At 44.2% G+C, this 25227-nt stretch carries 24 protein-coding genes; 11 read left to right on the top strand and 13 right to left on the bottom strand.

Annotation, left to right across the window (positions count from 1 at the left end):
* Positions 1-61: 61 nt before the first annotated feature.
* Both QZZ55_RS12465 and QZZ55_RS12460 read left to right on the top strand, forming a co-directional pair.
* Positions 62-307: a hypothetical protein gene (locus QZZ55_RS12465; protein WP_293267660.1), complete on the top strand. Its 246-nt coding sequence runs from the start codon at positions 62-64 to the stop codon at positions 305-307.
* 63 nt (positions 308-370) lie between these two features.
* Positions 371-1306, top strand: a complete 936-nt coding sequence (locus QZZ55_RS12460) for a putative metalloprotease CJM1_0395 family protein (protein WP_293267659.1) — start codon at positions 371-373, stop codon at positions 1304-1306.
* An 86-nt stretch (positions 1307-1392) separates the two neighbouring features.
* Here QZZ55_RS12460 and QZZ55_RS12455 read toward each other — a convergent pair whose 3' ends face one another.
* From QZZ55_RS12455 to xseA, 4 genes are all read right to left on the bottom strand, one after another.
* Positions 1393-2154 (bottom strand): alpha/beta fold hydrolase, encoded by a 762-nt coding sequence (locus QZZ55_RS12455; RefSeq protein WP_293267658.1) that lies wholly within the window; start codon positions 2152-2154, stop codon positions 1393-1395.
* A 66-nt stretch (positions 2155-2220) separates the two neighbouring features.
* A complete protein-coding gene (locus tag QZZ55_RS12450; RefSeq protein ID WP_293267657.1) occupies positions 2221-2847 on the bottom strand; it encodes an FKBP-type peptidyl-prolyl cis-trans isomerase in 627 nt (208 codons plus the stop codon).
* Between the two features lie 44 nt (positions 2848-2891).
* Positions 2892-3734: a M23 family metallopeptidase gene (locus tag QZZ55_RS12445; RefSeq protein ID WP_293267656.1), complete on the bottom strand. Its 843-nt coding sequence runs from the start codon at positions 3732-3734 to the stop codon at positions 2892-2894.
* A complete protein-coding gene (xseA, locus tag QZZ55_RS12440) occupies positions 3727-5106 on the bottom strand; it encodes an exodeoxyribonuclease VII large subunit (protein WP_293267655.1) in 1380 nt (459 codons plus the stop codon). The genes QZZ55_RS12445 and xseA overlap by 8 nt, the downstream gene beginning before the upstream one ends.
* A gap of 145 nt (positions 5107-5251) precedes the next feature.
* On the opposite strand from xseA, the gene guaB reads away from it, so the two are divergent.
* The 3 genes from guaB to tadA all read left to right on the top strand — a co-directional run bounded on the left by guaB (position 5252) and on the right by tadA (position 9012).
* Positions 5252-6721: an IMP dehydrogenase gene (gene guaB, locus QZZ55_RS12435; RefSeq protein ID WP_293267654.1), complete on the top strand. Its 1470-nt coding sequence runs from the start codon at positions 5252-5254 to the stop codon at positions 6719-6721.
* Positions 6722-6814: 93 nt separating this feature from the next.
* Positions 6815-8395: a glutamine-hydrolyzing GMP synthase gene (gene guaA / locus QZZ55_RS12430; RefSeq protein ID WP_293267653.1), complete on the top strand. Its 1581-nt coding sequence runs from the start codon at positions 6815-6817 to the stop codon at positions 8393-8395.
* A 71-nt stretch (positions 8396-8466) separates the two neighbouring features.
* The gene (tadA, locus tag QZZ55_RS12425; RefSeq protein WP_366512321.1) at positions 8467-9012 is read left to right on the top strand and encodes a tRNA adenosine(34) deaminase TadA; all 546 of its coding nucleotides are present in this window, start codon (positions 8467-8469) and stop codon (positions 9010-9012) included.
* 7 nt (positions 9013-9019) lie between these two features.
* On the opposite strand, the gene mltF is transcribed toward tadA, so the two are convergent.
* On the bottom strand, positions 9020-10501 hold the full coding sequence (gene mltF, locus QZZ55_RS12420; protein WP_293267652.1) for a membrane-bound lytic murein transglycosylase MltF: 1482 nt from the start codon (positions 10499-10501) through the stop codon (positions 9020-9022).
* A 94-nt stretch (positions 10502-10595) separates the two neighbouring features.
* Here mltF and purL point away from each other — a divergent pair, with 94 nt between their 5' ends.
* On the top strand, positions 10596-14498 hold the full coding sequence (gene purL / locus QZZ55_RS12415; RefSeq protein ID WP_293267651.1) for a phosphoribosylformylglycinamidine synthase: 3903 nt from the start codon (positions 10596-10598) through the stop codon (positions 14496-14498).
* A gap of 59 nt (positions 14499-14557) precedes the next feature.
* Here the strand turns inward: purL and QZZ55_RS12410 are convergent, their stop codons facing one another.
* From QZZ55_RS12410 to QZZ55_RS12390, 5 genes are all read right to left on the bottom strand, one after another.
* Positions 14558-14896 carry a rhodanese-like domain-containing protein gene (locus tag QZZ55_RS12410; RefSeq protein ID WP_293267650.1) on the bottom strand — a complete coding sequence of 113 codons (339 nt, stop codon included), beginning with the start codon at positions 14894-14896 and terminating at the stop codon, positions 14558-14560.
* On the bottom strand, positions 14893-15327 hold the full coding sequence (locus QZZ55_RS12405; RefSeq protein WP_293267649.1) for a DsrE family protein: 435 nt from the start codon (positions 15325-15327) through the stop codon (positions 14893-14895). The genes QZZ55_RS12410 and QZZ55_RS12405 overlap by 4 nt, the downstream gene beginning before the upstream one ends.
* 70 nt (positions 15328-15397) lie before the next feature.
* The gene (locus QZZ55_RS12400; protein ID WP_293267648.1) at positions 15398-16003 is read right to left on the bottom strand and encodes an OmpA family protein; all 606 of its coding nucleotides are present in this window, start codon (positions 16001-16003) and stop codon (positions 15398-15400) included.
* A gap of 191 nt (positions 16004-16194) precedes the next feature.
* On the bottom strand, positions 16195-16494 hold the full coding sequence (locus QZZ55_RS12395) for a YciI family protein (protein WP_293267647.1): 300 nt from the start codon (positions 16492-16494) through the stop codon (positions 16195-16197).
* An 11-nt stretch (positions 16495-16505) separates the two neighbouring features.
* Positions 16506-17042, bottom strand: coding sequence for a septation protein A (locus QZZ55_RS12390; RefSeq protein ID WP_293267646.1), 537 nt, complete (start codon positions 17040-17042; stop codon positions 16506-16508).
* A gap of 69 nt (positions 17043-17111) precedes the next feature.
* Here QZZ55_RS12390 and QZZ55_RS12385 point away from each other — a divergent pair, with 69 nt between their 5' ends.
* The 4 genes from QZZ55_RS12385 (at position 17112) to rluB (ending at position 20023) form a co-directional block, all read left to right on the top strand.
* Entirely contained in the window at positions 17112-17948 is an 837-nt protein-coding gene (locus QZZ55_RS12385; protein ID WP_293267645.1) for a PHP domain-containing protein, read from the top strand.
* A gap of 25 nt (positions 17949-17973) precedes the next feature.
* Entirely contained in the window at positions 17974-18594 is a 621-nt protein-coding gene (locus QZZ55_RS12380; RefSeq protein WP_293267644.1) for an L-threonylcarbamoyladenylate synthase, read from the top strand.
* Between the two features lie 109 nt (positions 18595-18703).
* Positions 18704-19096, top strand: coding sequence for an H-NS histone family protein (locus QZZ55_RS12375; RefSeq protein ID WP_293267643.1), 393 nt, complete (start codon positions 18704-18706; stop codon positions 19094-19096).
* An 81-nt stretch (positions 19097-19177) separates the two neighbouring features.
* A complete protein-coding gene (rluB, locus tag QZZ55_RS12370; RefSeq protein ID WP_293267642.1) occupies positions 19178-20023 on the top strand; it encodes a 23S rRNA pseudouridine(2605) synthase RluB in 846 nt (281 codons plus the stop codon).
* Between the two features lie 86 nt (positions 20024-20109).
* On the opposite strand, the gene QZZ55_RS12365 is transcribed toward rluB, so the two are convergent.
* Genes QZZ55_RS12365 through ubiG form a run of 3 tightly spaced genes read right to left on the bottom strand, consistent with a single transcriptional unit; the run spans position 20110 to position 22287 of the window.
* A complete protein-coding gene (locus QZZ55_RS12365; RefSeq protein WP_293267641.1) occupies positions 20110-20850 on the bottom strand; it encodes a YciK family oxidoreductase in 741 nt (246 codons plus the stop codon).
* Positions 20851-20881: 31 nt separating this feature from the next.
* Positions 20882-21562, bottom strand: coding sequence for an HAD-IA family hydrolase (locus QZZ55_RS12360; RefSeq protein ID WP_293267640.1), 681 nt, complete (start codon positions 21560-21562; stop codon positions 20882-20884).
* A 2-nt stretch (positions 21563-21564) separates the two neighbouring features.
* The gene (ubiG, locus tag QZZ55_RS12355; RefSeq protein WP_293267639.1) at positions 21565-22287 is read right to left on the bottom strand and encodes a bifunctional 2-polyprenyl-6-hydroxyphenol methylase/3-demethylubiquinol 3-O-methyltransferase UbiG; all 723 of its coding nucleotides are present in this window, start codon (positions 22285-22287) and stop codon (positions 21565-21567) included.
* Positions 22288-22496: 209 nt separating this feature from the next.
* On the opposite strand from ubiG, the gene gyrA reads away from it, so the two are divergent.
* Positions 22497-25181, top strand: a complete 2685-nt coding sequence (gyrA, locus tag QZZ55_RS12350; protein ID WP_293267638.1) for a DNA gyrase subunit A — start codon at positions 22497-22499, stop codon at positions 25179-25181.
* Positions 25182-25227: the final 46 nt, after the last annotated feature.

Raw genomic sequence — 25227 nt, 5'->3', positions numbered from 1 at the left:
TCTATACTATGTTTGCGTGTTACTTATTTCACATTTCATATTGAGTATATAGGTTAATACTATGAACGTGATCGGAGCTCTTCAAACAGGTGTCATTGGATTAAACCGCACGTTGGATAACTCACTTAAGTCTTCTAGTGATCAGATTGGTAATGGTAAACCAGAAGTACCAGAGTTAGCATCGGGCAGAAGTTTAAATAATGCTGTAAATGAAACAACGTTGGAAGCAACTACACAGGCGCCTACAACAAAAGTGGTAACAGATGCGAGTGAAGTGTTAGGTACGAATATTGATACACGAGCTTAATTACACAAGCGGGTAACGTGTGGTCAGTCATTAAGTTGAGTCTAATAAAAAAAGGATAGCGGAGTGATTATTAGCAATTACTCTACAATATTGAGAACTGCGCAGGCCGATTCCTCTTCAGCTGCTAAGACGAATGTGTCTGCTCAATCCGAAACTCACCTTTCTTCCTCAAGCGCTCAAACACAATCGGCGATTGCTGACCCAACACAAAAAAATGATAAATTTTCATCTGAAAATGCTTCTCTGAATCAAACCAGTGTTTCTGCTTCGCAAGCAACAACTCACCAGTCTTCTGATAAATCCTCTCAGCAAATAGAAAATGACCAGTTAGTTGCTAAAGATTTAGCACGACGTGACCGAGAAGTGAGAAATCACGAGCGCATACATGCCTCTGTTGGCGGTGCTTTTACTTCAGCGCCGCACTTTAGTTATCAAAAAGGCCCTGATGGTCAGCTATATGCGGTAGGCGGTGATGTTAGTATTGATACTTCAGCAGTAGCCGGTGATCCGCGTGCAACCTTAGAAAAAGCACAAGTTATTATTCGTGCAGCGCTTTCTGTGCCTGAGCCCTCTGTACAGGACCGGCGAGTAGCGGCCCAAGCACGAGTCATGGCAACAGAGGCGCAAGCAGAAATTGCCCAGCTTGAGGTGCCAGGTGAGACGGTAGTCGATAAGGATATTACTCAAGCAACGAATAAGCCCGCTGAGGTAAATAACGAAGCACAAAGTGAAAAAAGGATAGAGGCTTCTGTAAACTCTTCTGAGAAAGAGACTGAAGACAAAGAGTCAGATGAAGATGACAAAAGCAGAAGAACGTTCGCAGAAATAAATGAAGAACAGAACGCTTCAGCGCAAGCTGTGGCCGAGTCTTTGCAAGAGTTTAATAATCGCTTGAATGATATCAATAAAACATTTCATGATATCAATCTTCGTTTAGTGGATGCGGGAGTATTTCAAAAACTATTCCCTGAAGGGACTATCATTGATAAAAATGTATAAGTAATTAACTTCTTACCTTCGTTGTTCAAATTCTACAGTTGTTCTCTTTTATAGACTAAAAGCATATTTTTTATGTCTGTTTTTAGTCAGGCTTGTAAGTAATTAAGTAATAGCTTTGTGAAAACTGTAGGTTTTTCTGCGTGTGGCCAGTGTCCGGCACCCTGTATCAGTTTATATGTTGCTTGAGGAAATAGCCCTAATATTGCATCCCGATGTGCTGCTTGAATATAGTCGGATTCAGCGCCTTTTATAAAGAGTACGTGTCCATTGAATGGGGCGCCTGATGGGGCTTTACTGATGTTGTCATATTCTTTGCTGAGGGTAGGTAAGTTCATTCTCCATTGAAATTTTTTATCACTATCTCGATAAAGATTTTTCAATAAAAAAGCTCTGACACCCGCTTCGCTAATGTAATTTCTGAGTTGCTTGTCTGCTTCAGTACGAGACTTAATGCAGGCAAGATCTACTGAGAATAAGCCTTTTAAGACATCTTTATGGTGGTGCGAATAAGTAACAGGGGATATGTCAACGACAATGAGTTTCTGAATGCGCTCAGGATAGCTGAGAGCTAATTGCATAGCTATTTTTCCGCCCATTGAGTGTCCCATCAAATCGACTGAATCCAGCCCTAACTCATTAAGCAGTTGGATAACATCTTCAACCATTGCCGTGTAATCCATGGTGTCAGAGTGGGGGCTGCGTCCATGGTTTCGTACATCTACAGCAATGACTTGGAAATGTTCAGACAGTGCTTTTATTTGGCTGCCCCAATTCTCCAACGTACCAAATAAGCCATGTAGGATAACCAAAGGTGTACCTGTGCCATGCTGCTGGTGGTGAAGTTTCATGAAAGACCTCGAAGGAAGGTGAGAAATAAAACCGGGCAATTGTTGTTGCCCAGTTTTAGCAACGTTCTACAGAATTTCGAGTAGTTCTACGTCAAATACTAATGTAGCAAATGGAGGGATGCCACCTGGAGAGCCCTGTTCGCCGTAAGCGAGGTGGTAAGGAACAGTTAAGCGCCATTTGGCGCCCGTGTTCATTAGCTGAAGCGCTTCAGTCCAGCCTGCAATAACGCCGTTCACCGGAAACTCAGCTGGTTGACCGCGATCATACGAGCTATCGAAAATCTTACCATCAGGGAAGGTGCCGTGATAATGCACGCGTACAGTAGATGCGGCTGTTGGCTTATCGCTTTCTGCATTACCCGCTTCTGTGACTTCATACTGAAGACCAGACTCAAGTACGACAACACCTTCACGTTTTGCATTTTCAGCCAAAAGAGCTTCGCCAGCGGCACCAGCTTCTTTAGCTGCTACTTCACGTGCTGCCTGAATACGAGTATTGATTTCGTTGAAAGCTGCTTGAATGCTTTCAACAGGTACTGCTAACTCTTCACCTGTGTAAGAGTCTTTCAGGCCAGCTGCAACTGCATCAAGGTCGATACCTTCGAAGCCGTTCTGTGCAAGTTGGTCACCCATTTGGCGACCAATACCATAGCTTGCGTGTTGTTCTAGTGTTTCAAATTTTAGTTCAGACATTCTCTTTTCTACCAATAAAAATGAAGCTGCAGATTAACATATTATTATTGGCTTTTCTCGGTCACAAACAGGAGAGGGTCGACGCGTGTATTGTTTAAGCTAACGCTCCAATGAAGGTGCGGCCCAGTAACACGCCCTGTCTTGCCAATCTTGCCTATTACATCGCCTGTGCTGAGTTTATCACCTACTTTGACATCAATTTTGCTCATGTGGCAGTACATAGTTGTTAGGCCGTTGCCGTGATCCAAAATAACGGTGTTACCATTAAAAAAATAGTTACCTACAGCTGCAACGGTAGCGCTTGCCGGAGCCCATATAGGATCACTCATTGGGGCTGCGATATCTAATCCACTATGAGGGTTGCGTGCTTGTTTGTTGAAAAAACGCTTCAACCCGAAAGGGCTGCTAAAAGGGCCTTTGGCAGGCAAAATAAACTCACTAACCGTTTGTGCCGGTGTAGTCCATTGTTTGAAAGCAGCCTTCATTTCAGCTTTCTCACGTTTCCAGCGTTCTATTTGCTTAGGATCTGGATTGACATGCTTCTTATTTTTAATGGTGAGATACTGTGCTTTGTATTCTTTATCTTCAATATGAAATGGGTAGGAAATGCCATTGGCGACCAATAACTGTTCTTTGGTATGTTTGGCTGATAGACGAATACCTACAATAGCTAACCATTTTGCCTTATCTTCATAAGCTGTGGCCTTACTAGTAACCACCATGACACGGTTACTACGGTACCAGGCATTGGGTAAGCGCTCTGCTGTAATACCCTCAAGTGGCACAATCACTATGCCTCCTGGGGTGTTGGAGTCTTTTGGTAAGGTTAGCGCGTAACTGCTAACTGAAAGTAAAAGGCCAATAAAAACCATAAAAGATTTAATCATGTTCATTCCTTGGATTAGCCGGTTTATTCTCTGGATAGATGGCTTCAATACGGCTGTTAAATGAGCCTTTGTGAAGGCGGTTAGTGACTATATCACCTATATTGATCTGTGCTGTTTGCGTAATCACTTGGCTATCACTGTTTTGAACAATAGCATAGCCTCGCTCAAGGGTGGCCAAAGGGCTGACAGCATTAAGGCGTGTGATAAGTTGCCCTAGAGAGTACCGCTTTTGATCATTGCGTTGATGTAGTAAATGAGTGAGACGCTCTTCATGCCTTAGCAGTAGTGAGCGCCTTTGCTCGATTTTACTGTTGGGGTGAAATTGATTGAGCTTTTGATCTTGTAAAGAGTAGAGGTGTTTGGCTTTTGTTAGGTATTGATTAATTGCCAAGATCAAGCGCTGCTCGGTGGTGTTTAGTTTGTTTTGTTGTCCTTTTATCCTCTCTCCAGGGTGGCGTAAGCGTTGGCGCAAATGCGAAACGCGTTGGTGTTGGTAGTTCAGTTTTTCTTTGAGTTGTCTGTGTAAGCGGTTTGTTTGCTGGTCTAGCAGAATACGCATGGCATCTTGATCAGGGCTGATCAGCTCTGCCGCTGCAGAGGGTGTGGGTGCTCTCAGATCAGCGACTAGATCTGCTATAGAAAAATCGACTTCATGCCCGACGGCGCTAATAATGGGAACTGGGCAGGCAAATATAGCCCGTGCTAGGGCCTCATCATTGAATGGCCAAAGATCTTCTAGAGAACCTCCGCCACGGCCAATAATGATTAAGTCGGCCTGTTTGTGTTGTAGGGCTAACGTCAGTGCCGCTTTTAATTGTGCAGCGGCTTCTGTTCCCTGTACGGCTGATGGATAAATAGTGACAGGAAGGCTTGGAAAGCGACGCTTAAGAACTGACAAAACATCATGAATGGCAGCTCCGCTTGCTGAGGTGATAACACCCAAGTGCTTGGGGTGGCTTGGGATTGCTTGCTTGTGAGTTGCGGAAAATAAGCCTTCTTTGGAAAGTGAGGTTTTTAGTGCCTCGTAGGCTTGTTGTAGTTGGCCTTCACCGTCAGCTTCAAGCATTTCTCCAATGAGTTGGAAATCACCGCGGCCCTCGTAAAGGCTAACTTTAGCCGTGAGTACTACTTGATCACCGTCTTTGGGTAAAAATTTAACGCGAAGGTTTTTATTGCGAAAAAGTGCGCATTTAACCTGTGCCTTTCCATCTTTTAAGGTGAAATACCAGTGGCCAGAAGAGGGCTTGGCAAAGTTAGAAATCTCCCCTTGAACCCTGACTTGTAAAAAGGAGGATTCGAGTAGTGACTTAACTTGGCGGTTAAGTTCGGAAACACTAAAAGCGTGATGAGATCGGTCAGAAAATGAGTGCATGTCACTATCTTAATCGAAGCTTTGCAGAATAGTCATTAAGCTAAAACATTTCAGTGCTTAAAATGCAAATATGATTGTTCGTATATAGCTAAATCTGTATAATTGATCGATTAAATTTTTCTTAAAGAAACGGGTTGTTTAGACAATGTTACGAATCGTTGAAGAAGCACTGACTTTTGATGATGTTTTACTGATGCCTGGCTATTCAGAAGTTCTGCCGAAGGACGTTTCTCTGGCCACTCAGATCACTAAAGGGATCTCTCTGAATATACCATTGGTGTCTGCTGCGATGGATACGGTAACTGAGTCTCGATTGGCGATTGCCATGGCTCAGGAAGGTGGTATTGGTATTATTCATAAAAACCTGACCATTGAAGAGCAGGCAAACGAAGTTCGTAAAGTTAAAAAATACGAAGCGGGCGTTGTTAGCGATCCTATTACGTGCTCTTCAGATATGACGGTTGGCGAACTGCGCCAAATGGCTGCTAGATTAGGTTTTTCAGGCTTCCCTGTGATCGATAATGGTGAGCTGGTCGGTATTGTTACTAGCCGTGATATGCGTTTTGAAAACTATCTGGATGCTACGGTTGCTTCTGTTATGACGCCTAAAGATCGTTTAGTAACGGTTGATGAGGGTGTAGATAAAGATAAAGTTCGTAATTTGTTACGTAAGCACCGCATTGAAAAGATTTTAGTCGTCGATGGAGCCTTTAAGCTAAAAGGCATGATGACTGTTAAAGATATGTACAAAGCTGAAGCTTTTCCACACGCGGCAAAAGACAGTAAAGGACGTTTGATTGTAGGTGCGGCTGTTGGTACAGGCCCTGAAACACCGGATCGTGTGACAGCACTGGCTGAAGCGGGAGTAGATGTTATTGTTGTTGATACAGCGCATGGCCACTCTAAGGGTGTAATTGAGCGCGTATCTTGGGTTAAGAAAAACTTTCCTAAGGTGCAGGTTATTGGCGGAAACATTGCTACAGCCGCTGCAGCGACGGCATTGGCTGATGCCGGTGCCGACGGTGTAAAAGTAGGTATTGGTCCTGGTTCTATTTGCACAACACGTATTGTCTCGGGTATTGGTGTTCCACAAATCACAGCAGTAGCAAATGTTGCTGAAGCCTTAAAAGGGCGCGGTGTACCTTTAATTGCTGATGGTGGTATTCGTTTTTCTGGTGATATAGCTAAGGCGATTGCAGCAGGAGCCTCTGCAGTAATGGTTGGATCTATGTTGGCGGGAACGGATGAAGCACCTGGTGAAGTAGAACTTTTCCAGGGGCGTGCTTATAAATCATACCGTGGTATGGGTTCTATTGGTGCGATGGCGCAAAGCACAGGTTCATCAGATCGCTACTTCCAAGATGCTTCAGAAGGTGCTGAAAAACTAGTGCCTGAAGGTATTGAGGGGCGTGTTGCCTGTAAAGGACCTATGGTAGGCGTTGTTCATCAATTGATGGGTGGTGTGCGTGCTTCAATGGGTTATACCGGTAGCCAGGATATTGAAGAGATGCGTACTAAGCCTCAATTTGTACGTATTACCAATGCAGGTATGAATGAGAGCCACGTACATGATGTGAGCATCACTAAAGAAGCTCCTAACTATCGCGTCGGTTAAATTTATAGATTTTTATCAAGTGGGGCGCTGCTATGGTTGCCCCATTTTTAGTTTTAAGGGCTGTTAAACAGCCATTTGGTGGAGCCGCTGAGCATGACTACAGATATTCACGCACAACGTATACTAATTCTTGATTTTGGATCTCAATACACGCAGCTAATAGCGCGCCGTATTCGTGAGATTGGGGTGTATTGTGAAATTCGCGCTTGGGATATGGAAGAGACTGAGATACGGGAGTTTAATCCAAAAGGGATTATTCTTGCCGGTGGTCCTGAATCCGTAACTGAGGGCGATTCGCCAAGAGCTCCAGCGCTAGTGTTTGATCTAGGTGTTCCCGTGTTGGGTATCTGTTATGGCATGCAAACTATGGCGGCGCAGTTAGGAGGCAAAGTAGAAACCTCTGACAACCGTGAGTTTGGGTATGCAAAAGTACGTTTGTCCGATAGCGCTAGTCGCTTATTGGAAGGTATCGAAGACCATATCGCTAATAATGGGTCTTTGTTGCTGGATGTGTGGATGAGTCATGGCGATAAAGTGACAGAGTTGCCGGAAGGCTTTTCTGTTATTGCCTCTACTGACTCTGCTCCAATAGCGGCTATCTGTAACCCTGCTAAGTATTTTTACGGTGTTCAGTTTCATCCTGAAGTTACACACACTAAGCAAGGTGGACGTATCCTTGAGCGTTTCGTGCGTGAAATTTGTCAGACAGAAGCGTTGTGGACTGCTGAAAATATTATCAGTGATCAGATTGATAAAGTGCGTGAGCAAGTTGGCGATCAAAAAGTGCTTTTGGGGCTTTCTGGTGGTGTGGATTCCTCTGTTGTAGCAGCATTGTTGCACAAGGCCATTGGTGATCAGCTGACATGTGTCTTCGTTGATAACGGTTTGTTGCGTAAGAACGAAGGTGATCAGGTGATGGACATGTTCGCTAAGAACATGGGCGTTAAAGTGATTCGTTCAGATAGTGCAGATCTGTTTTTAGGTCGTTTGAAAGGCGAAAACGATCCTGAGAAAAAACGTAAAATCATTGGTAATTCTTTTATCGAAGTATTTGATGAAGAAGCGACCAAGCTTAAAGATGTTAACTTCCTTGCGCAGGGTACTATTTATCCTGACGTAATTGAGTCTGCTGGTGCTAAAACGGGTAAAGCGCACGTTATTAAATCGCATCATAATGTGGGCGGTTTGCCTGATGACATGAAGATGGACTTAGTTGAGCCTCTACGTGAGTTATTTAAAGACGAAGTCCGAAAAATCGGTCTTGAATTAGGTTTGCCATACGATATGGTTTATCGCCACCCGTTCCCTGGGCCTGGTTTAGGTGTGCGTATCTTAGGTGAAGTTAAAGAAGAGTATGCGGATATTCTGCGTGAGGCGGATGCAATTTTTCTTGAAGAATTACACAAAGCGGATTGGTACCATAAAACAAGCCAAGCATTTGCTGTTTTCTTACCGGTGAAGTCTGTCGGAGTTGTAGGTGATGGGCGTCGTTATGAATATGTTATTGCTATTCGAGCCGTTGAAACAATCGACTTTATGACAGCGCGCTGGGCACATCTTCCTTACGAATTGCTGGAAACGGTATCAGGTCGTATTATTAACGAAATTCCTAAGGTTTCCCGAGTAGCTTACGACGTATCTAGTAAGCCGCCTGCGACTATCGAGTGGGAATAGCGCCATAGCTAGATTATTAATAACATTTAAAAGCTCACCTAAGGTGAGCTTTTTTATAGGTGGATAGATAAGTGCAGCAAGAAGATGAGCTAAAAAATGATGAGAGGAGTGAGTCTTCTCAACAAAAGTCTCAGCAAGAATTGATAGATCAGGGTTGGATGTTAAAGGCTTTGTTGCTTGCAGATAAGGCAGCGAACCTTGGAGAGGTGCCTGTGGGCGCTGTTGTGGTTCTGGATGGGGAAATCATCGGGCAAGGGTGGAATCAGCCGATCGGTCTTCATGACCCAACAGCCCACGCTGAAATAATCGCGTTACGTGAGGCGGCGTCTCACGTAGGGAATTACCGTGTTGTTAATGCAGACCTTTACGTGACACTGGAGCCTTGCTCTATGTGTGCTGGCGCGATGGTGCATGCGCGTGTTCGTCGTGTTATTTTTGGTGCTTATGAGCCAAAATCTGGTGTGATTGTGAGTCAGCAGCATTTTTTAAAGCAGCGTTGGTTGAATCATGATGTAGATTATACTGCAGGAGTTTTGGCTGACACTTGCAGTGAAAAACTAAGCCAGTTTTTTAAAGCTAGACGAGCACAAAAGCGTTTAGAAAAAGAACGCGAATAGTATGAGGTTATAATGTGGCGGGAATATTTTGTAGCTCAATTAGTGTAGCTGGCTCTGTTTTAGCCTTTTCTTCGGCGCGTAATGATGCGTCTCGTGCTTTTCTTATCTGCTGAATTTGTTTTTCCCATTCGAGCAGTTCTATGTACTTCTTTATGTTTGCAACGTACTGCACGGGTTCCTGACCACGCGCATAACCGTACTTCACGGTAGAAAAATATTTCTTTTTAGAGAGTAACGGTAAAAATTCTTTCACGTCATCCCATTTGTCGGGGTCTTTTTTTGCTCTTTGCGTTAGTACTCTGGCATCTTCTAAGTGGCCAAATCCTACGTTGTAACCTGCTAGGGCAAACCAAGTATGGTCAGGTTCTTTTATGCGCTCAGGGATTTTTCTTTTCACATTGAGTAAGTACTCTGCTCCTCCTCGAATACTTTGGATGGGATCGGTCCGGTCTGAAACGTTTACTTCTTTCGCGGCTGCTTTGGTTAGCATCATTATGCCTCTGACCCCGGTGGGGGAAACGGCATCGGCTTTCCAGTGAGACTCTTGATAGGCGATGGAAGCGAGTAGCATCCAATCAATATCTGTTTCTTGTTCTGCCATATAGAAGTATTGCTCTAAGCAGGCTAGGCGTTCTTCCATATCTTGTTTGAAAGTAACGGTGTCAAAATAGTTAAGAGGATTGCGCTTTTCGAAATATTTCGTTTTTAATTGAGCAATCAATTCTTTGGTTTGTGGCTTGCTAAGAAAAGCATCAACGGCACGTTGAAGCGAGCCGTCTTGGTTGGGAGTAAGAATCCAGGCGATGGGTTGGCTTTTCCCTATGGTGAATGCTGAGTTAAGGCCGGGGTAAAATGAGCTTTGAGACTCATAGACAGTTGAGTCTACAATGGCGTAATCGACTTCTTGCGTGAATACCTTGTCAAGAATATCTGTGTTGGTTAGTTCCTCTGTTTCTTGCCAGCTTAAATTTGCATGCTCTTTTTTGATGCTTTTGAGCTGCTCTGCTTGTATTGAGTTGGCCAATACCAGCGTTTTTTTGCCAATTAAATCAGTAATTGTGACAGGGGCGGGTATGCCTTGTTTGATTCGATAAATGACTGTGGAAATACTTTCAGCGTAAGGGGTTGAAAATTCGAAAGAGTTTTGGCGGACAGTGGATACGTTGATACCCGCCGCGACGATGTGGGCATCCCGCTTCGTGATTGTTTGGAAAAGTCCATCAATGGTATCAGGGACGATGAGGTCGACCTGTACTTCGAGTTCATCTGCAAATGATTTGGCTAGTTCGTATTCAAATCCTGCCGGTCCGCTTTTATCAATATAGTAAGAGCTGGGTGTGTTGCGTGTAGCGACTCTGATGCTGCCGTTAGTTTGTATGACTTCGAGTTGGGAAATGGTGTTATAGCTGACAAGCGCAGGTAAGCTGATAATCACGAGGATTGTCAGTAAGTGTAAAACATCTTTTTTTTTGCGTAAGTTAAATAACATAGGGTGCTTGTCTGGTACTCAAGTGGTTATTTCAGGTAAAATACTGCTTTTCTTTCCTGTCTGTTTTGGCTCATTCAAGAGGCTCGAGATCAACATGCTAGTAATGCGTGGAGCGCCCGCTCTTTCTGCCTTCCGTCACGATAAACTGTTAGCTGCTTTGCAGAGTGAAATTTCTGTAGTGACAGCCGTTTATGGTGAATTTTATCATTTTGCTGATATCTCTGAAGCATTGTCCGATGACGAGCAGCAAATACTGTCTCGAATTCTTCGTTATGGTCCAAAAGCCGAGGTCCAAGAGCCTGCAGGTTTGTTGCAATTGGTTGTTCCTCGTCCTGGTACTATCTCTCCTTGGTCAAGCAAGGCAACAGATATTGCCAGAAATTGCGGCCTAAGCAAAATTAATCGTCTCGAAAGGGGGGTAGCATACTCTGTCGAGTCCTCGGTAATACTGTCTGATGAACAAAAAAATGCTGTAGCAGCATTGCTACATGACCGTATGGTTGAGCGGGTATTACCTGCCATTGAAACGGCCAGTGAGTTATTTATTCATACACAGCCTAAGCCGCTTAACATTATTAGCCTTGAAGGTGACGGTCATAAAGCGTTAGCAAAAGCCAATGTTGAATTAGGTCTGGCGTTAGCTGAAGATGAAATCGATTATCTGGTTTCTAGTTTTACAACGCTGCAGCGTGACCCTTCTGATGTTGAGTTGATGATGTTTGCCCAAGCTAACTCTGAGCATTGTCGTCATAAGATTTTTAATGCATCGTGGGACATTGATGGTGAAGCACAAGATAAATCACTATTTTCGATGATCCGGAATACGAATGAGCTTGGCGGTGAAAATGTACTGTCGGCTTATTCGGATAACGCAGCTGTCATTGCTGGAAGTAAAGCGGGGCGTTTCTTTCCTGATCCACAAACGGCTGAATATTCTGCTAATCAGGAAGATATACATATCTTGATTAAAGTAGAAACGCATAACCACCCAACCGCGATTGCTCCGCATCCTGGTGCAGCGACAGGCTCCGGTGGTGAAATTCGTGATGAAGGAGCCACAGGAAAGGGTGGTAAGCCAAAAGCAGGCTTGTCAGGGTTTACGGTTTCGGATTTAAATATCCCCGGTTTTAGTCAGCCTTGGGAATCCCAATATGGTAAACCAGGGCGGATTGTTTCTGCGCTGGACATTATGCTTGAGGGTCCTATCGGTGGAGCAGCGTTTAATAATGAGTTTGGGCGCCCTAATTTGACGGGTTATTTCAGAACATTCGAGCAAAAAGTGAATGGCGCTGCAGGTGAAGAAGTGCGTGGCTATCATAAGCCGATCATGATTGCGGGTGGTATGGGCAATATCCGTGATGGGCATGTCGATAAAGGCCAGATTAGTGTTGGTGCTAAGTTGATATGTTTGGGTGGCCCGGCCATGTTGATAGGTTTGGGTGGTGGTGCTGCATCCTCTATGTCATCGGGTACTTCTTCAGAGAATTTAGATTTTGCTTCGGTTCAGCGTGATAATCCTGAGTTGGAGCGTCGTTGTCAGGAAGTGATTGATCGCTGCTGGCAGCAAGGAGAAAACAACCCTGTCGCATTCATTCATGATGTTGGAGCGGGTGGCTTATCTAATGCATTTCCTGAGTTAGTTAAAGATGGTGGCTGTGGTGGTCATTTTGAATTGCGTAATGTGAATAATGATGAGCCAGGAATGTCTCCTTTGGAGATCTGGTGTAACGAAGCTCAAGAGCGCTATGTGCTTGCCGTTAAACCAGAGGATATGGAGCGCTTTGAGGCTTTATGCGCACGTGAACGCTGTCCTTATGCGGTTGTAGGTGATGCAACAAAAGAGCATCACTTAACCTTGGGTGATACGCATTTTGACAACAAGCCTGTGGACCTGCCTATGAGTGTGCTTTTTGGTAAGCCGCCTAAAATGCATCGCTCAGTCGAGCGCATTGCTTATCAAGTTCCTGAGTTTGTAACGACCGATATTCAGTTGGATGATGCGATTGAGCGTGTTCTTAAATTCCCTGCGGTAGCTTCTAAATCATTCTTGATTACGATTGGTGATCGTTCTATTACGGGGCAGGTTGCGCGTGATCAGATGGTGGGCCCTTGGCAGGTTCCTGTCGCTGATTGTGCTGTTACTACTGCGGCATATGATACTTATGCCGGTGAAGCGATGGCTATGGGGGAGCGTACGCCCCTTGCTTTGGTTGATGCCGCCGCTTCAGGGCGAATGGCTATAGGTGAAGTGCTAACAAATATTGCAGCAGCGCCTATTGCTGATATTTCTGATGTTAAGTTATCCGCTAACTGGATGTGTGCAGCAGGGCACCCGGGTGAAGATGAAAAGCTGTATGATACGGTGAAAGCTGTTGGTATGGAGCTGTGTCCTGAGTTGGGCATTACGGTGCCAGTGGGTAAAGACTCTATGTCGATGCGCACTGTATGGAAAGATGGGGAGGAAGATAAAAGCGTAACAGCGCCACTATCGCTCATTATTTCTGGTTTTGCCCCAGTGACTGACGCGCGTAAAGCTTTGACGCCGCAACTGCGTTCTGATCAAGGTGTGACAGATCTGATTCTGCTTGATCTTGGTAATGGCAAAAACCGTTTGGGTTTATCTGCCTTAGCTCAGGTTTATAACCGAGTTGGCACGACGGTACCTAATGTTGATGATGCGCATCAGTTAGCGACTTTCTTCTCGGCTATTCAAGAGCTTAATAATTTAGGATTGTTGTTGGCTTATCATGATCGTTCTGATGGTGGGTTGTTGGCAACCATTACTGAGATGTCTTTTGCTGGACATATTGGTGTTGATCTTAATCTGGACCTCATTGCATCTGATAAGTCAGAGTGGCTTGCGTCGCTCTTTAATGAAGAGTTGGGTGCGGTTATTCAGGTTAAACGTGAAGATACTGAGCGCGTGCTGGTAGAGCTAAATGCTGCTGGCTTAGGTGATATTGTCATGGTTGTAGGATCTACTAACCCTGATGATGAGGTACGCCTGCACTTTGACGAAGATGAGATTTATAGTGCATCACGTGTGCAGCTGCAGCGCTGGTGGTCTGAAACTTCTTATCGTTTGCAGGCGTTGCGGGATAACTCAGCGTGCGCAGATCAAGAGTTTGATCGTGTGCTGGATAAAGAAGATCCCGGTATTCAAGTGGCATTGTCGTATGATGTTAATGAAGATGTGACTGCGCCGTTTATTGCCTCTGGTGAGCGTCCGCGCGTTGCGATTTTGCGTGAGCAAGGTGTGAATGGACAGATAGAGATGGCAGCTGCATTTGATCGTGCCGGTTTTTCTGCTATTGATGTTCATATGAGCGACATCCTTGAAGGGCGTGTTTCTTTAGATACGTTTAAAGGCTTGGTGGCCTGTGGTGGTTTCTCGTACGGTGATGTGTTGGGAGCAGGTGAAGGTTGGGCTAAGTCCATTCTTTTCAATCAGCTTGCGCGTGAGCAGTTTAGTGAATTCTTTAAACGCGAAGATACGTTTACGCTAGGTGTTTGTAATGGCTGTCAAATGCTATCTAATTTACATGAGCTTATTCCGGGTGCAGAGCTGTGGCCTCATTTCGTACGAAATATGTCAGAGCAGTTTGAGGCACGTGTTGCTACGGTTGAAGTTCAAGAAAGCGATTCTATTTTCTTAAAAGGAATGGCGGGGTCGCGGATGCCAATCGCTGTAGCTCATGGAGAAGGGCATGCGGAATTTGCATCTTCTGAGCAGCTGTCTGCGTTACAGGCTTCCGGTACGGTTGCATTAAAGTATGTGGATAACTACGGAAAAGTAACTGAGGAGTATCCTTTGAATCCGAATGGCTCTGCTGGAGGTATTACTGGACTGACTACGCCTGATGGGCGAGTTACTATTATGATGCCTCACCCGGAGCGTGTATTTAGAGCGGTTCAGAATTCTTGGGCACCGGATGAGTGGAGTGAAGACGGAGCGTGGATGCGGATGTTCCGCAATGCGCGTGTTTGGGTTGGTTAGTCGCTTATCTGCACACTAAATATATACCTTCAAAAGACAGCTAATTTAGCTGTCTTTTTTTATGATTTTTGTGTGGGGAAGTTGTATTTCCACCATGCTCGCATTCCCCCGCTGAGCTCATATGCATCATATCCATGGCGTAGTAATTCTCTAGTAATAGGAGTGCTTCGGTGTGCTGTTAGGCAGACGCAGACAATGGTTTTATCTTTGGGTATATTGGCTAAATTCGTCTTGAAAACTGGGTGAGAGTGGCTTGAGGGGATATGGCTTAATTTCCACTCAGTATGACTACGTACATCAAGTAAGAAAAAATTGTTATCCCCTGCTAGCTGAGTATTTAGTGCTTCAGCAGAGATTTGGGGAACGGGGGTAAATGAAAACCAGTCTTTTATTTTCATGGGCGTACGTATATATAGCCTTTTTGTTGTAGGTCTACAATGGTAGGTAAACCGGCCTGAACAACATCTTCTTCTTCAACTTCGTAAAGATCTTCGCGGGTAATGTTGTAACCGTCCAGTGTATTACCACACATAATGAACTGTACATCTCTAAGGCGAAGAGAGTCTATGGTGATCTGTTTTTCCTGACTTTTTAGTGCGTCGATAAAGTATTCAATAGCCTTTCCATGAACAACTACTTTGATATCAATATGACCTTCTCCGAGGGATTGGAGGTGGTTTGAAATATTGGTCATTGTTTCAGCTATGCGGCTCTCATCATGATAGTTCATATGATAGACAACTTTTTGATCGTTATAAAAGGAACTTGAAAGGCTCAAAGGGCTTAGTAATAAGCTGGCTATTAGCAAAAGTGTTTTAAGTGCGCGCATAAAATGACCTGCTGAAAAAAGACTAAAAAAAAGGCCGACACATGGTCAGCCTTTTTCTAAAAGCAAAGTATTACTTCTTGCCAGAGATCTGGATGTCTACACGACGGTCAGCACGTAGGCAGCTAATTAAAGCAGCACCGCGGCCAGAACACTGAGCGATAGGTGCGGTTTCACCAAGAGCGTCAACAGTCATAGCGTTGCTATCAACACCTGCAGAGCGAAGAGCAGAAGCAACGTTATCAGCACGACGACGAGATAGAGCGTCGTTGTATGCGCTTGAACCGATGTGGTCAGCGTTACCGATTAGGCGGATGCTTTTAACTGTAGCCAAACCATTAACGTAGTTTGCGATATCAGAAACGCTATCTACAACAGCGCTATCAAAATCAAAGAAAATAGCGAATTTTTTATCTGCAGCCATCATTGCTGGAGCAGCAACTGGAGCGGCAACGGTTGGAGCTGTAACAGCAGCCGCTGTTTGCTGGTATCCGTCACAACCAACAACGGTTGCGTCGTCTTTTGACCAGAAACCAGTATGCAGGCACTCACCAGAACCTGTGCGCCATACAGTATCACCAGGGCCAGTAACGTAACCGCTGTTGACTGGGTGAGCCAGGGCAGCAGCTGACATGCTCATCGCAAGAGCGAAACCTGCGGTCATAGCGAGCTTTTTCATATTAATATCCTTGTGAATAGTGGGTTATAGCATTCTTAAAATTTTATGAATCTAGCCCACTGTCTATTAACCTATATTTAACAGATCTGAAATGGGGAAGCATTCACACACATAAGCTTATATAGTATTTTACGTTGACTATGGCAAGTTTGGAACCGCTAAAAGCCACTATTATTAATAATTTAGTCTATTTATGGCAATACTTTCTTGTAAGGCTTAACAGTTACTTTGGCATAGACCCCTGCTTTGATGTAGGGATCATTGTTGGCCCAGTCTTGTGCGACTGTTAGAGAGTCGAATTCTGCAATGACTAGGCTTCCGGTAAAGCCAGCAGGGCCTGGGTCATCTGAATCTATTGCTGGGTGTGGTCCTGCAGCAAACAACTTGCCTTGTTCTTTAAGTTCGATAAGTCTGGCGAGATGATCTGGACGAGCCGCCATGCGCTCATCCTGTGTGCCAGGGTTGTCTTCTGCGATAATAGCGTAAAACATCAGATAAGCTCCTAATCAGTATTCTTTATATACTTGGACATATAAAGTCCTTGTATAACGATGAAGACGACGGTTAAGCCGAGCATGCCGAATAATTTGAAGTTGACCCACGTCTCTTCAGAAAAGTTGTAGGCAACAAATAGATTGATCACGCCCATAGCAATGAAAAAGAAAACCCAAGCGAAGTTAAGAGTTCTCCATGCATGTTGTGGTAGCTCTATGTTAGCGGCCATGATTCTTTCAATAATGGTTTTGTCACCTATGAACTGGCTCCCTAAGAAAACTACGCCAAATAGCCAATTAACAACAGTAGGTTTCCATTGAATAAAAGTTTTATCTTGGAATATGACGGTGGCACCACCCATTATTATTACCAGAAATAGGGTTACCAGCTGCATTTTTTCTATTTTTCGCTCTTTGGTCCATGTGTAAAGTATCTGAAGTAGCGTTGCAGGGATCAGAACAGCCGTCGCCATAATGATATCATCCGTGTACTTGTACACGCCGAAGAAAATAATTATTGGGAAAAAGTCGAGAAGTAGTTTCATAGTCGTATAATTAGTTAGAGGGCTCTAAAGTATATAGAGCTGTTCCTCGCTAATAAACCAGGAATTGATATGCTTGCGCATTCTTATGATTTTCACACTCATTCAACAGCGTCTGACGGGACTTTGGCTCCTTCTGTCTTGATAGAAAAGGCATGTGAGGCTGGTGTGAAGTTGATGGCTTTGACCGATCATGACTCAATGAGTGGGTATAAAGCACTAGTGGCGTCGGGTTATAGCTCAGATATTGAGCTTATTTCTGGGGTTGAGTTAACCTGTAAGCTAGAAAAACAGGTGGTGCATGTAGTTGGTTTGAATCTTGATGCGGCGCATGAGCGCTTAAATGTGCATTTGCTAAACCTTGATCAGCTGAGAATGGATAGAGCTAAAGCGATTGCTCTACGTTTACAAAAGGCGGGGTTGCCTGATTTGCTAGACGCGGCTATTAATTGTTCCAATGGTGGTCAAATAGGGCGTCCGCATTTTGCTCAGGCATTATTAAATCTTGGACTGGTGACGGATCAGCAGCAAGCATTTAAAAAATATTTAGGTGCGGGTAAAAAAGGGGATGTTAAGGTTGAATGGCCGAGTTTGGCCACGGTTATTGACATCATTCGTGAAGCGGCTGGTTTAAGCGTACTGGCGCATCCTACAAAATATAATTTAACATTAAACAAAGTTCGCTATTTGGTTGCACAATATAGTGAGTTGGGTGGTGATGCGTTAGAAGTTGGATATCCTGCTGTTACGGTTGACCATCAAAGATCATTATCAGCTTTAGTAGAAAAGCATCAATTAATGGCTTCTGGAGGAAGTGACTTTCATAATCCTGAATATCATTGGACAGGGTTGGGGTGTTTTCCGGGAGTACCGAATAGTCTGCCGCACGTATTGGATGCGATTTGTTAGCAGTAATTAAACTTGGGGTTATATTGTGAGTCAGTTTTTTCAAATACACACGGAAAATCCGCAAAAAAGATTAATCCAGCAAGCGGTAGATATTATTAATAAAGGTGGTGTTATTGTTTATCCAACGGATTGTGCTTATGCGTTGGGTTGTCATTTAGGTGATAAGTCTGCTTTAGATAAAATAAAGCGAATTCGTAAGTTAGATGATAAACATAACTTTACATTAGTCTGTCGTGATTTAAGTGAAATAAGTACATATGCCAAAGTTGATAATCGGATGTATCGGTTTTTAAAAGCTCATACTCCGGGTGCCTATACTTTTATATTAAAAGCAACGACAGAAGTTCCGCGTCGATTATTGCACCCAAAAAGACGTGCAATTGGTTTGCGGGTTCCGGATAATAAAATAGTTCAAGCAATTCTGGAGGAGCTAGGTGAGCCTATAATGAGTACCTCCTTGATAATGCCGGGAGAAAGTGAACCGCTGAGTGATCCTTATGATATCCGCGATTTATTGCAGCATGAAATAGATTTAGTTATTGACGGAGGTTATTGTGGAACTGCAGCCACAACAGTTATTAGTTTGATGGATGATCAACCTGAAATTATCAGGAAGGGAGCAGGTGATGTTTCTGATTTTGAATAAAAAGACGATATTTTAGGAAATATTAAATAATAAAATGTTAATTTCTTGAATTAATAATTTATTTGACGATAATGACTTGTAAGTTAATAACTATGAATAGAGTTGAATAATGACTGATATCGTAAAAATCTTAACAAGGAAGAATTCTCTGCGTAAGCAGTGTCAGGATTTATCAATCACGGATGTTGAAAAAATAATTGTAGATCTTTCAGATATATTGAAAGAAAAAGAAGCGTTTGAATTAGAGCGTGTCGAAGCTGATCGTGAGAAAAATGCGAAAATAGATATGATTCGCAAAACAATGCAGGAAGCGGGCATTGGCTTTGATGATATTAAAGATTTAGTAGCAACTACCACCAAGAAAAAGGTAGAGGCTAAGTACCGTATTACAGATGCAAACGGCGATACACATGAATGGTCTGGTCGTGGTAGAACTCCACTGGCCTTCCAGGAATACTTCGATACGCATGGCGTAACTAAGGATGCTTGTTTAATTAAGTAATTCTATTGTTTGTAATTTGTTATTATAAGCTCTTCGGCTTTTGTTGAAGGGCTTTTTTTGTTTTCTGCGTAGGAGCGTCACATGTCAGATGAAAAGTTACAAAAAGTGTTGGCGCGCTCTGGATATGGCTCACGTCGTGAGATGGAGCGCTGGATAGGTGAGGGGAGAGTGTCTGTTAATGGGCGTTCTGCTACTTTGGGGGATCGGGTTAGTCATCGCGACCAGATTCAAGTGAACGGGCGGGCAGCAACAATAGTCTCCGAAGCTGAAAGCCCGCGGCGAGTGCTGATTTATAATAAGCCTGTGGGGGAAGTGTCTACACGTCACGACCCAGAAGGCCGTCCTACTGTTTATGACCATCTTCCGCCGTTGCGAACGGGGCGTTGGATTGCTATAGGGCGATTAGATTTGAATACTAGTGGATTACTGGTGTTCACCACTGATGGTGAGTTGGCGCATATGATGATGCACCCATCTGCCAATATTGATCGCGAATACGCGGTACGTGTTTTAGGTAATGTGCCAGAAGAGATGCTGACGCGTCTGAAAGAAGGTGTTTTACTAGAAGATGGAATGGCTAAATTCACGGATGTTCGTTTCTTTGATGGCGATGGCGCTAATAAGTGGTATCACTGTGTGGTAATGGAAGGGCGTAATCGTGAAGTTCGGCGTCTGTGGGAGTCTCAGGGCTTGCAGGTTAGTCGTTTGAAGCGTGTGCGTTATGGTTCTCTGTTTTTGCCAAGTGATGTTAAGGCGGGTACTTGGAAAGAGTTGACTCAAAAAGACATTAAAGTACTGTCTTCAAAGTTAGGTTTGGACCAGAAGAAACCTGTGCGTATGAAGCCTGCAGAGAAGGAGAAGCTTGAGCGTCGCTATAAGCATCAGCAGATACGCCACAGTGTTGGGCCAAAACACCGTAAAGATTAATTATTGATATGGTTTCGATAAAAACGCAGCTTAAGAGCTGCGTTTTTTTTGAGTAGCTTGGCGAGAGTGGTTCGTTGTGGGTGTGCTTATTGGGCGTTCAGTGATTGCCCATTAATCTTGTTACTGTCATCGCCCATTAGGTGCAAATAAAGTGGCATGATTTCGGCTGGTTCGGGATTATTTTCTGGGTTTTCGCCTGGGTATGCGTACGCTCGCATTTGGGTGCGAGTTGCGCCAGGGTTGATGCAATTAACTCGAATGTTGGTAGTGTTATCAAGTTCGTCAGCCATGACCTGCATGAGGCCTTCGGTTGCAAATTTTGATACGCAGTATGCGCCCCAGTATGCTCGGCCTTCTCTTCCAACGCCTGAGGAAGTGAAAATGATGGATGCATTTTCGGAGCGGTGTAATAAGGGCATAAGTGTTTGTGTAAGAATGAAGGGGGCGTTAATGTTCACTTGCATGACTTGCTGCCAGATAATAGGGTCGTATGACTCTATAGGTGTTCGAACACCTAGCAGTGAAGCGTTATGCAGTAGCCCATCGATGTGCCCAAACTCTTTGTCTAGAATATTGGTTAAGTCGATGTAGTCGTGCTCTGTTGCTGTTTCAAGGTTCAGAGGCACTATCGCAGGTTTAGGGCCTCCGGCTGCTTCAATTTCATCATAAACCTGTTCTAATTTTTCAGTAGTTTTACCTACAAGTATAACGGTGGCTCCATGTGCAGCGTATGCCAATGCAGCAGCTCGTCCGATACCAGCGCCAGCGCCAGTAACAAGAATGATTTTATTATCTAATAGATTGTTGGGAGCGTGATATTTATACATCGAAAGCGTCCTTATTTCAGTGCGACGGCTCTCAAAAATGCGCGTCTATTACAGATAGAATCTGATCTGCATGCTTCACGTAGGCGTTAGCATTCCAGTTATCAGCGTTCTCCGATTTGTTAATATAGCCATATAGTGCGCCAATTGTGAACATCTGTGCGCGATTTCCTGCGTCAATATCGCGTATATGGTCACCAATATAAATGCAGTTTTGTGGAGTTGCTTGAATTTGTTGGCAGGCTAAAAGCAGTGCTTCAGGGTTCGGTTTTGTTTTGCTTACGTGGTCTGGGCAGATGGTGCTTGCGCTGCGAGTATTTAATTTAAGCTTTGATAAAATGGGAGTGGTGAAGCGTTGCGGCTTGTTGGTGACGATGCCCCATGGAATGCGCTCTTTTTCCAGCGAGCCTAGTAGTGCATCAATGCCAGGAAATAGCGTGCTGTCTATCGCTAAGTGCTGATCATATAGGTTGAGCATCTGTTTGTGTAAAATAGGAAGTTTACAGTCGTTTTCATTAAGCTGAAATGCTGCTTTTAACATAGCGTTAGCGCCGTTAGAAACATGTGTGCGTAGTTCGGCATAGGCTTGTGTTGGTAAGCCGTGTTCAGTCAGTAGTTGGTTGATTACCCAGTGAAAATCTGGCGCTGTATCGAGTAGAGTTCCATCAAGGTCAAATAGGACAGCTTCGGGTCTTTTTGTATTACCTATTTTCACTATTATAGCTCGGGGCGTGTTGTCGCAATGATGAAATTGACGTCAACATCAGATGGGTCTAAGCGATATTGTTTGGTAAGCGGGTTGTATGTCATGCCTGTAATGTCGTTAGTTTTTAATTTTGATTGACGTATCCAAGTGGCAAGCTCAGAAGGTCTAATAAATTTTTTGAAGTCATGCGTGCCCTGTGGCACAAGTTTTAATAAATGTTCTGCACCAAATATGGCAAATAAATAGCTTTTGGGATTGCGGTTAAGTGTCGAAAAGAAAACATGCCCGCCTGGTTTAACCATTTTGGCGCATGCCCGGACAATGGAAGATGGATCAGGAACGTGTTCCAGCATTTCCATGCAGGTGACAACATCAAAAGTATCGGGGTTGGCTTCAGCCATTTCTTCAGCAGTGATTTGTTGGTAGTTAACAGATACGCCGCTTTCTAGGCCGTGCAGCTTGGCGATTTTTAGAGGTGCAGCTCCCATATCTATACCAGAAACTTCGGCGCCTCTTAATGCCATCGATTCGGACAGAATTCCACCACCGCAGCCAACGTCCAGAACTTTTTTCCCTGCAAGTGATGCAATGCGATCAATATAACCAACCCGCAGCGGATTTATGTCGTGAAGAGGTTTGAACTCGCTGTTTTTGTCCCACCACCGGCTTGCCAGTTCTTCAAATTTGGCGATCTCAGAGGGGTCAATGTTTGCAGAAAACGTTTGATCGGTCATAGGGAATAGTATCTAAATTACATTTCGAATGATTCTATTCTAGCACCGGCCGTCGCTCTTAAACAGCTAGCGCAACATATTCATTTTGCGGGAATCTTTTTGAAATCTTGTGGTATACTCGTTCGGTTAAAAACAGGTCCTGTTTTTCTGGGCTTGATTGACTAGAACTAATCAAGATTAGCAGACCGAATCAAGGAAAGCTGAAACGCATGGGTGATTTAACCAAAGAAATTTTGCCGGTAAATATCGAAGATGAGATGAAACAATCTTATCTTGATTATGCCATGAGTGTTATCGTTGGCCGGGCCTTGCCTGATGTCCGTGATGGCTTAAAGCCTGTTCATCGTCGCGTATTGTTTGCGATGAGTGAACTTAGCAATGACTGGAACAAACCGTATAAAAAATCTGCACGTGTGGTAGGTGATGTAATCGGTAAGTATCACCCGCACGGTGATAGCGCTGTTTATGACACTATTGTTCGTATGGCGCAGGATTTTTCGATGCGTTATACGCTGGTAGATGGACAAGGTAACTTCGGTTCCGTCGACGGCGATTCAGCAGCAGCAATGCGATATACAGAAATTCGCATGGATAAAATCTCTCATGAGCTGCTATCTGACTTAGATAAAGAGACTGTTGATTTTGTACCTAACTATGATGGTACAGAGTTTATTCCAGAAGTCTTGCCGTCACGCGTTCCTAACTTGCTGGTGAATGGCTCTTCCGGTATCGCTGTAGGTATGGCAACAAATATCCCGCCGCATAATTTACGCGAAGTTGTCAGTGGCTGCCTTGCGCTTATCGAGAACTCAGAACTCACTGTTGATGAGTTAATGGAATATATTCCAGGTCCTGATTTTCCGACGGGCGCCATTATTAATGGGCGCGCGGGTATTCTTGAAGCGTATCGTACAGGCCGTGGCCGTATCTACATTCGCTCTAAATACCATGTGGAAGAGAACAGTAAGGGCCGTATTGCCATTATTGTGACTGAAATACCGTACCAGCTGAATAAAGCTCGCTTGATTGAAAAAATCGCGGAGCTGGTAAAAGAGAAAAAACTCGAAGGTATCAGTGAACTACGTGACGAGTCCGATAAAGATGGTATGCGAATCTATATCGAATTAAAGCGTGGCGAAATGCCGGAAGTTATTGCCAATAATCTATTTGCACAAACGCAGATGGAGGGTGTATTTGGTATTAATGTTGTGGCATTGGTTGATGGTCAACCGAAAATCCTGAACCTGAAAGAACTGATCGAAAACTTTATTCGTCATCGTCGAGAAGTTGTGACGCGCCGTACCGTTTACTTGTTACGCAAAGCGCGTGAGCGAGGACATGTTCTAGAAGGTTTAGCTATTGCATTAGCTAATATCGATGAAGTGATTCAGCTTATTAAGCAGTCACCAACACCATCAGAAGCGAAAGAGCGACTAACAGAGATGGCCTGGGCGCCTGGTTCTGTTGTCGATATGCTTGAGCGTGCTGGTGAGCATGCTTGTCGTCCTGATGATCTGGATCCTCAATTTGGTATGCGTGAAGGTAAATATTACCTTTCACCTGTACAAGCTCAGGCTATTCTGGACCTTCGTTTACATCGCTTGACTGGCCTCGAACATGAAAAACTGATCAACGAATATCAGGAGCTTCTGGTTAAAATTGCTGAATTACTTGAAATTTTGGGTTCTTATACTCGGTTGATGGAAGTGATTCGCGAAGAATTAGAAGCGATTGTAGCTGAGTTTGGTGATGAGCGCCGTACTGAAATTATCGCGTCTCGACTTGATTTGACGGTTGCTGATCTAATCACAGAAGAAGACATGGTAGTCACCATATCTCATGGTGGTTATGCGAAGACACAACCGTTAACTGATTATCAGTCACAGCGCCGTGGCGGTAAAGGTAAATCAGTAACGGCAGTAAAAGATGAAGATTTTGTTGAGCATCTTCTTATCGCAAGTACGCATGCAACTATTTTGTGCTTTACCAATAAAGGTAAAGTTTACTGGTTGAAGGTATATGAAATACCGCCAGCGAGTCGTGCTGCTCGTGGTCGCCCAATTGTGAATATTTTGCCATTGGATGAAGGAGAGCGTATATCGACTATTCTTCCAGTAAATGAATACAGTGAAGACCGCTTTGTCTTTATGGCAACAGCGAGTGGTACCGTTAAGAAGACCTCTTTGGTCAACTTCTCACGCCCAAGATCATCTGGCTTAATTGCCGTTGATCTACTCGATGATGATGCACTGATAGGTGCTGCTATTACTGAAGGCGATGACGATATTCTACTGGTAACAGATGCAGGCAAAGTAGCACGTTTCCACGAAGGCGAAGTGCGTGCGATGGGTCGTACAGCGCGTGGTGTTCGTGGCGTTAAAATGAAAGGTACTGCACGTGTTATCTCTCTGATTATTCCTCAGGAAGGTGGCAACGTATTAACAGCGTCTGAGCGTGGTTTCGGTAAGCAGACTGCGGTTGAAGACTTCCCTTGTAAAGGGCGTGGTAACCAAGGTGTGATTGGTATGCAGTGTACTGATCGTAACGGTAACCTTGCTGGAGCCGTGCAGGTCTTTGAAGGCGATGATGTGATGCTGATCAGTGATCAGGGAACCATGGTTCGCACACGTACTTCTGAGATATCTGTTCTGGGCCGTAATACGCAAGGTGTGATGCTGATTCGCGTCGCAGGCGATGAGAATTTGGTGAGCCTGGCACGTATAGAAGAACCAGAAGTACCCGATGAAGATGGCCTAGAAGGCGAAGAAGTCGTTCTGGATGCTGAAGGTAATATCATTGAAGGTAGCGTAGTTGAAGATGCTGAAGAAGTAACAGCAGAAGATACTGCCACACCAGTGGATGATGCCGCCGGCGAAGAGCCCGACGCAGAGTAAGTTAATAAGCGCGGCTCAGGCCGCGCTTATTATTTATGCTTGGTAA

The sequence above is a fragment of the Neptunomonas sp. genome (assembly GCF_016744175.1).
GTDB lineage: Bacteria > Pseudomonadota > Gammaproteobacteria > Pseudomonadales > Balneatricaceae > Neptunomonas.
The sequence above is the reverse complement of the archived record's forward strand: the minus strand, read 5'-3'. Positions and strand labels throughout refer to the sequence as shown.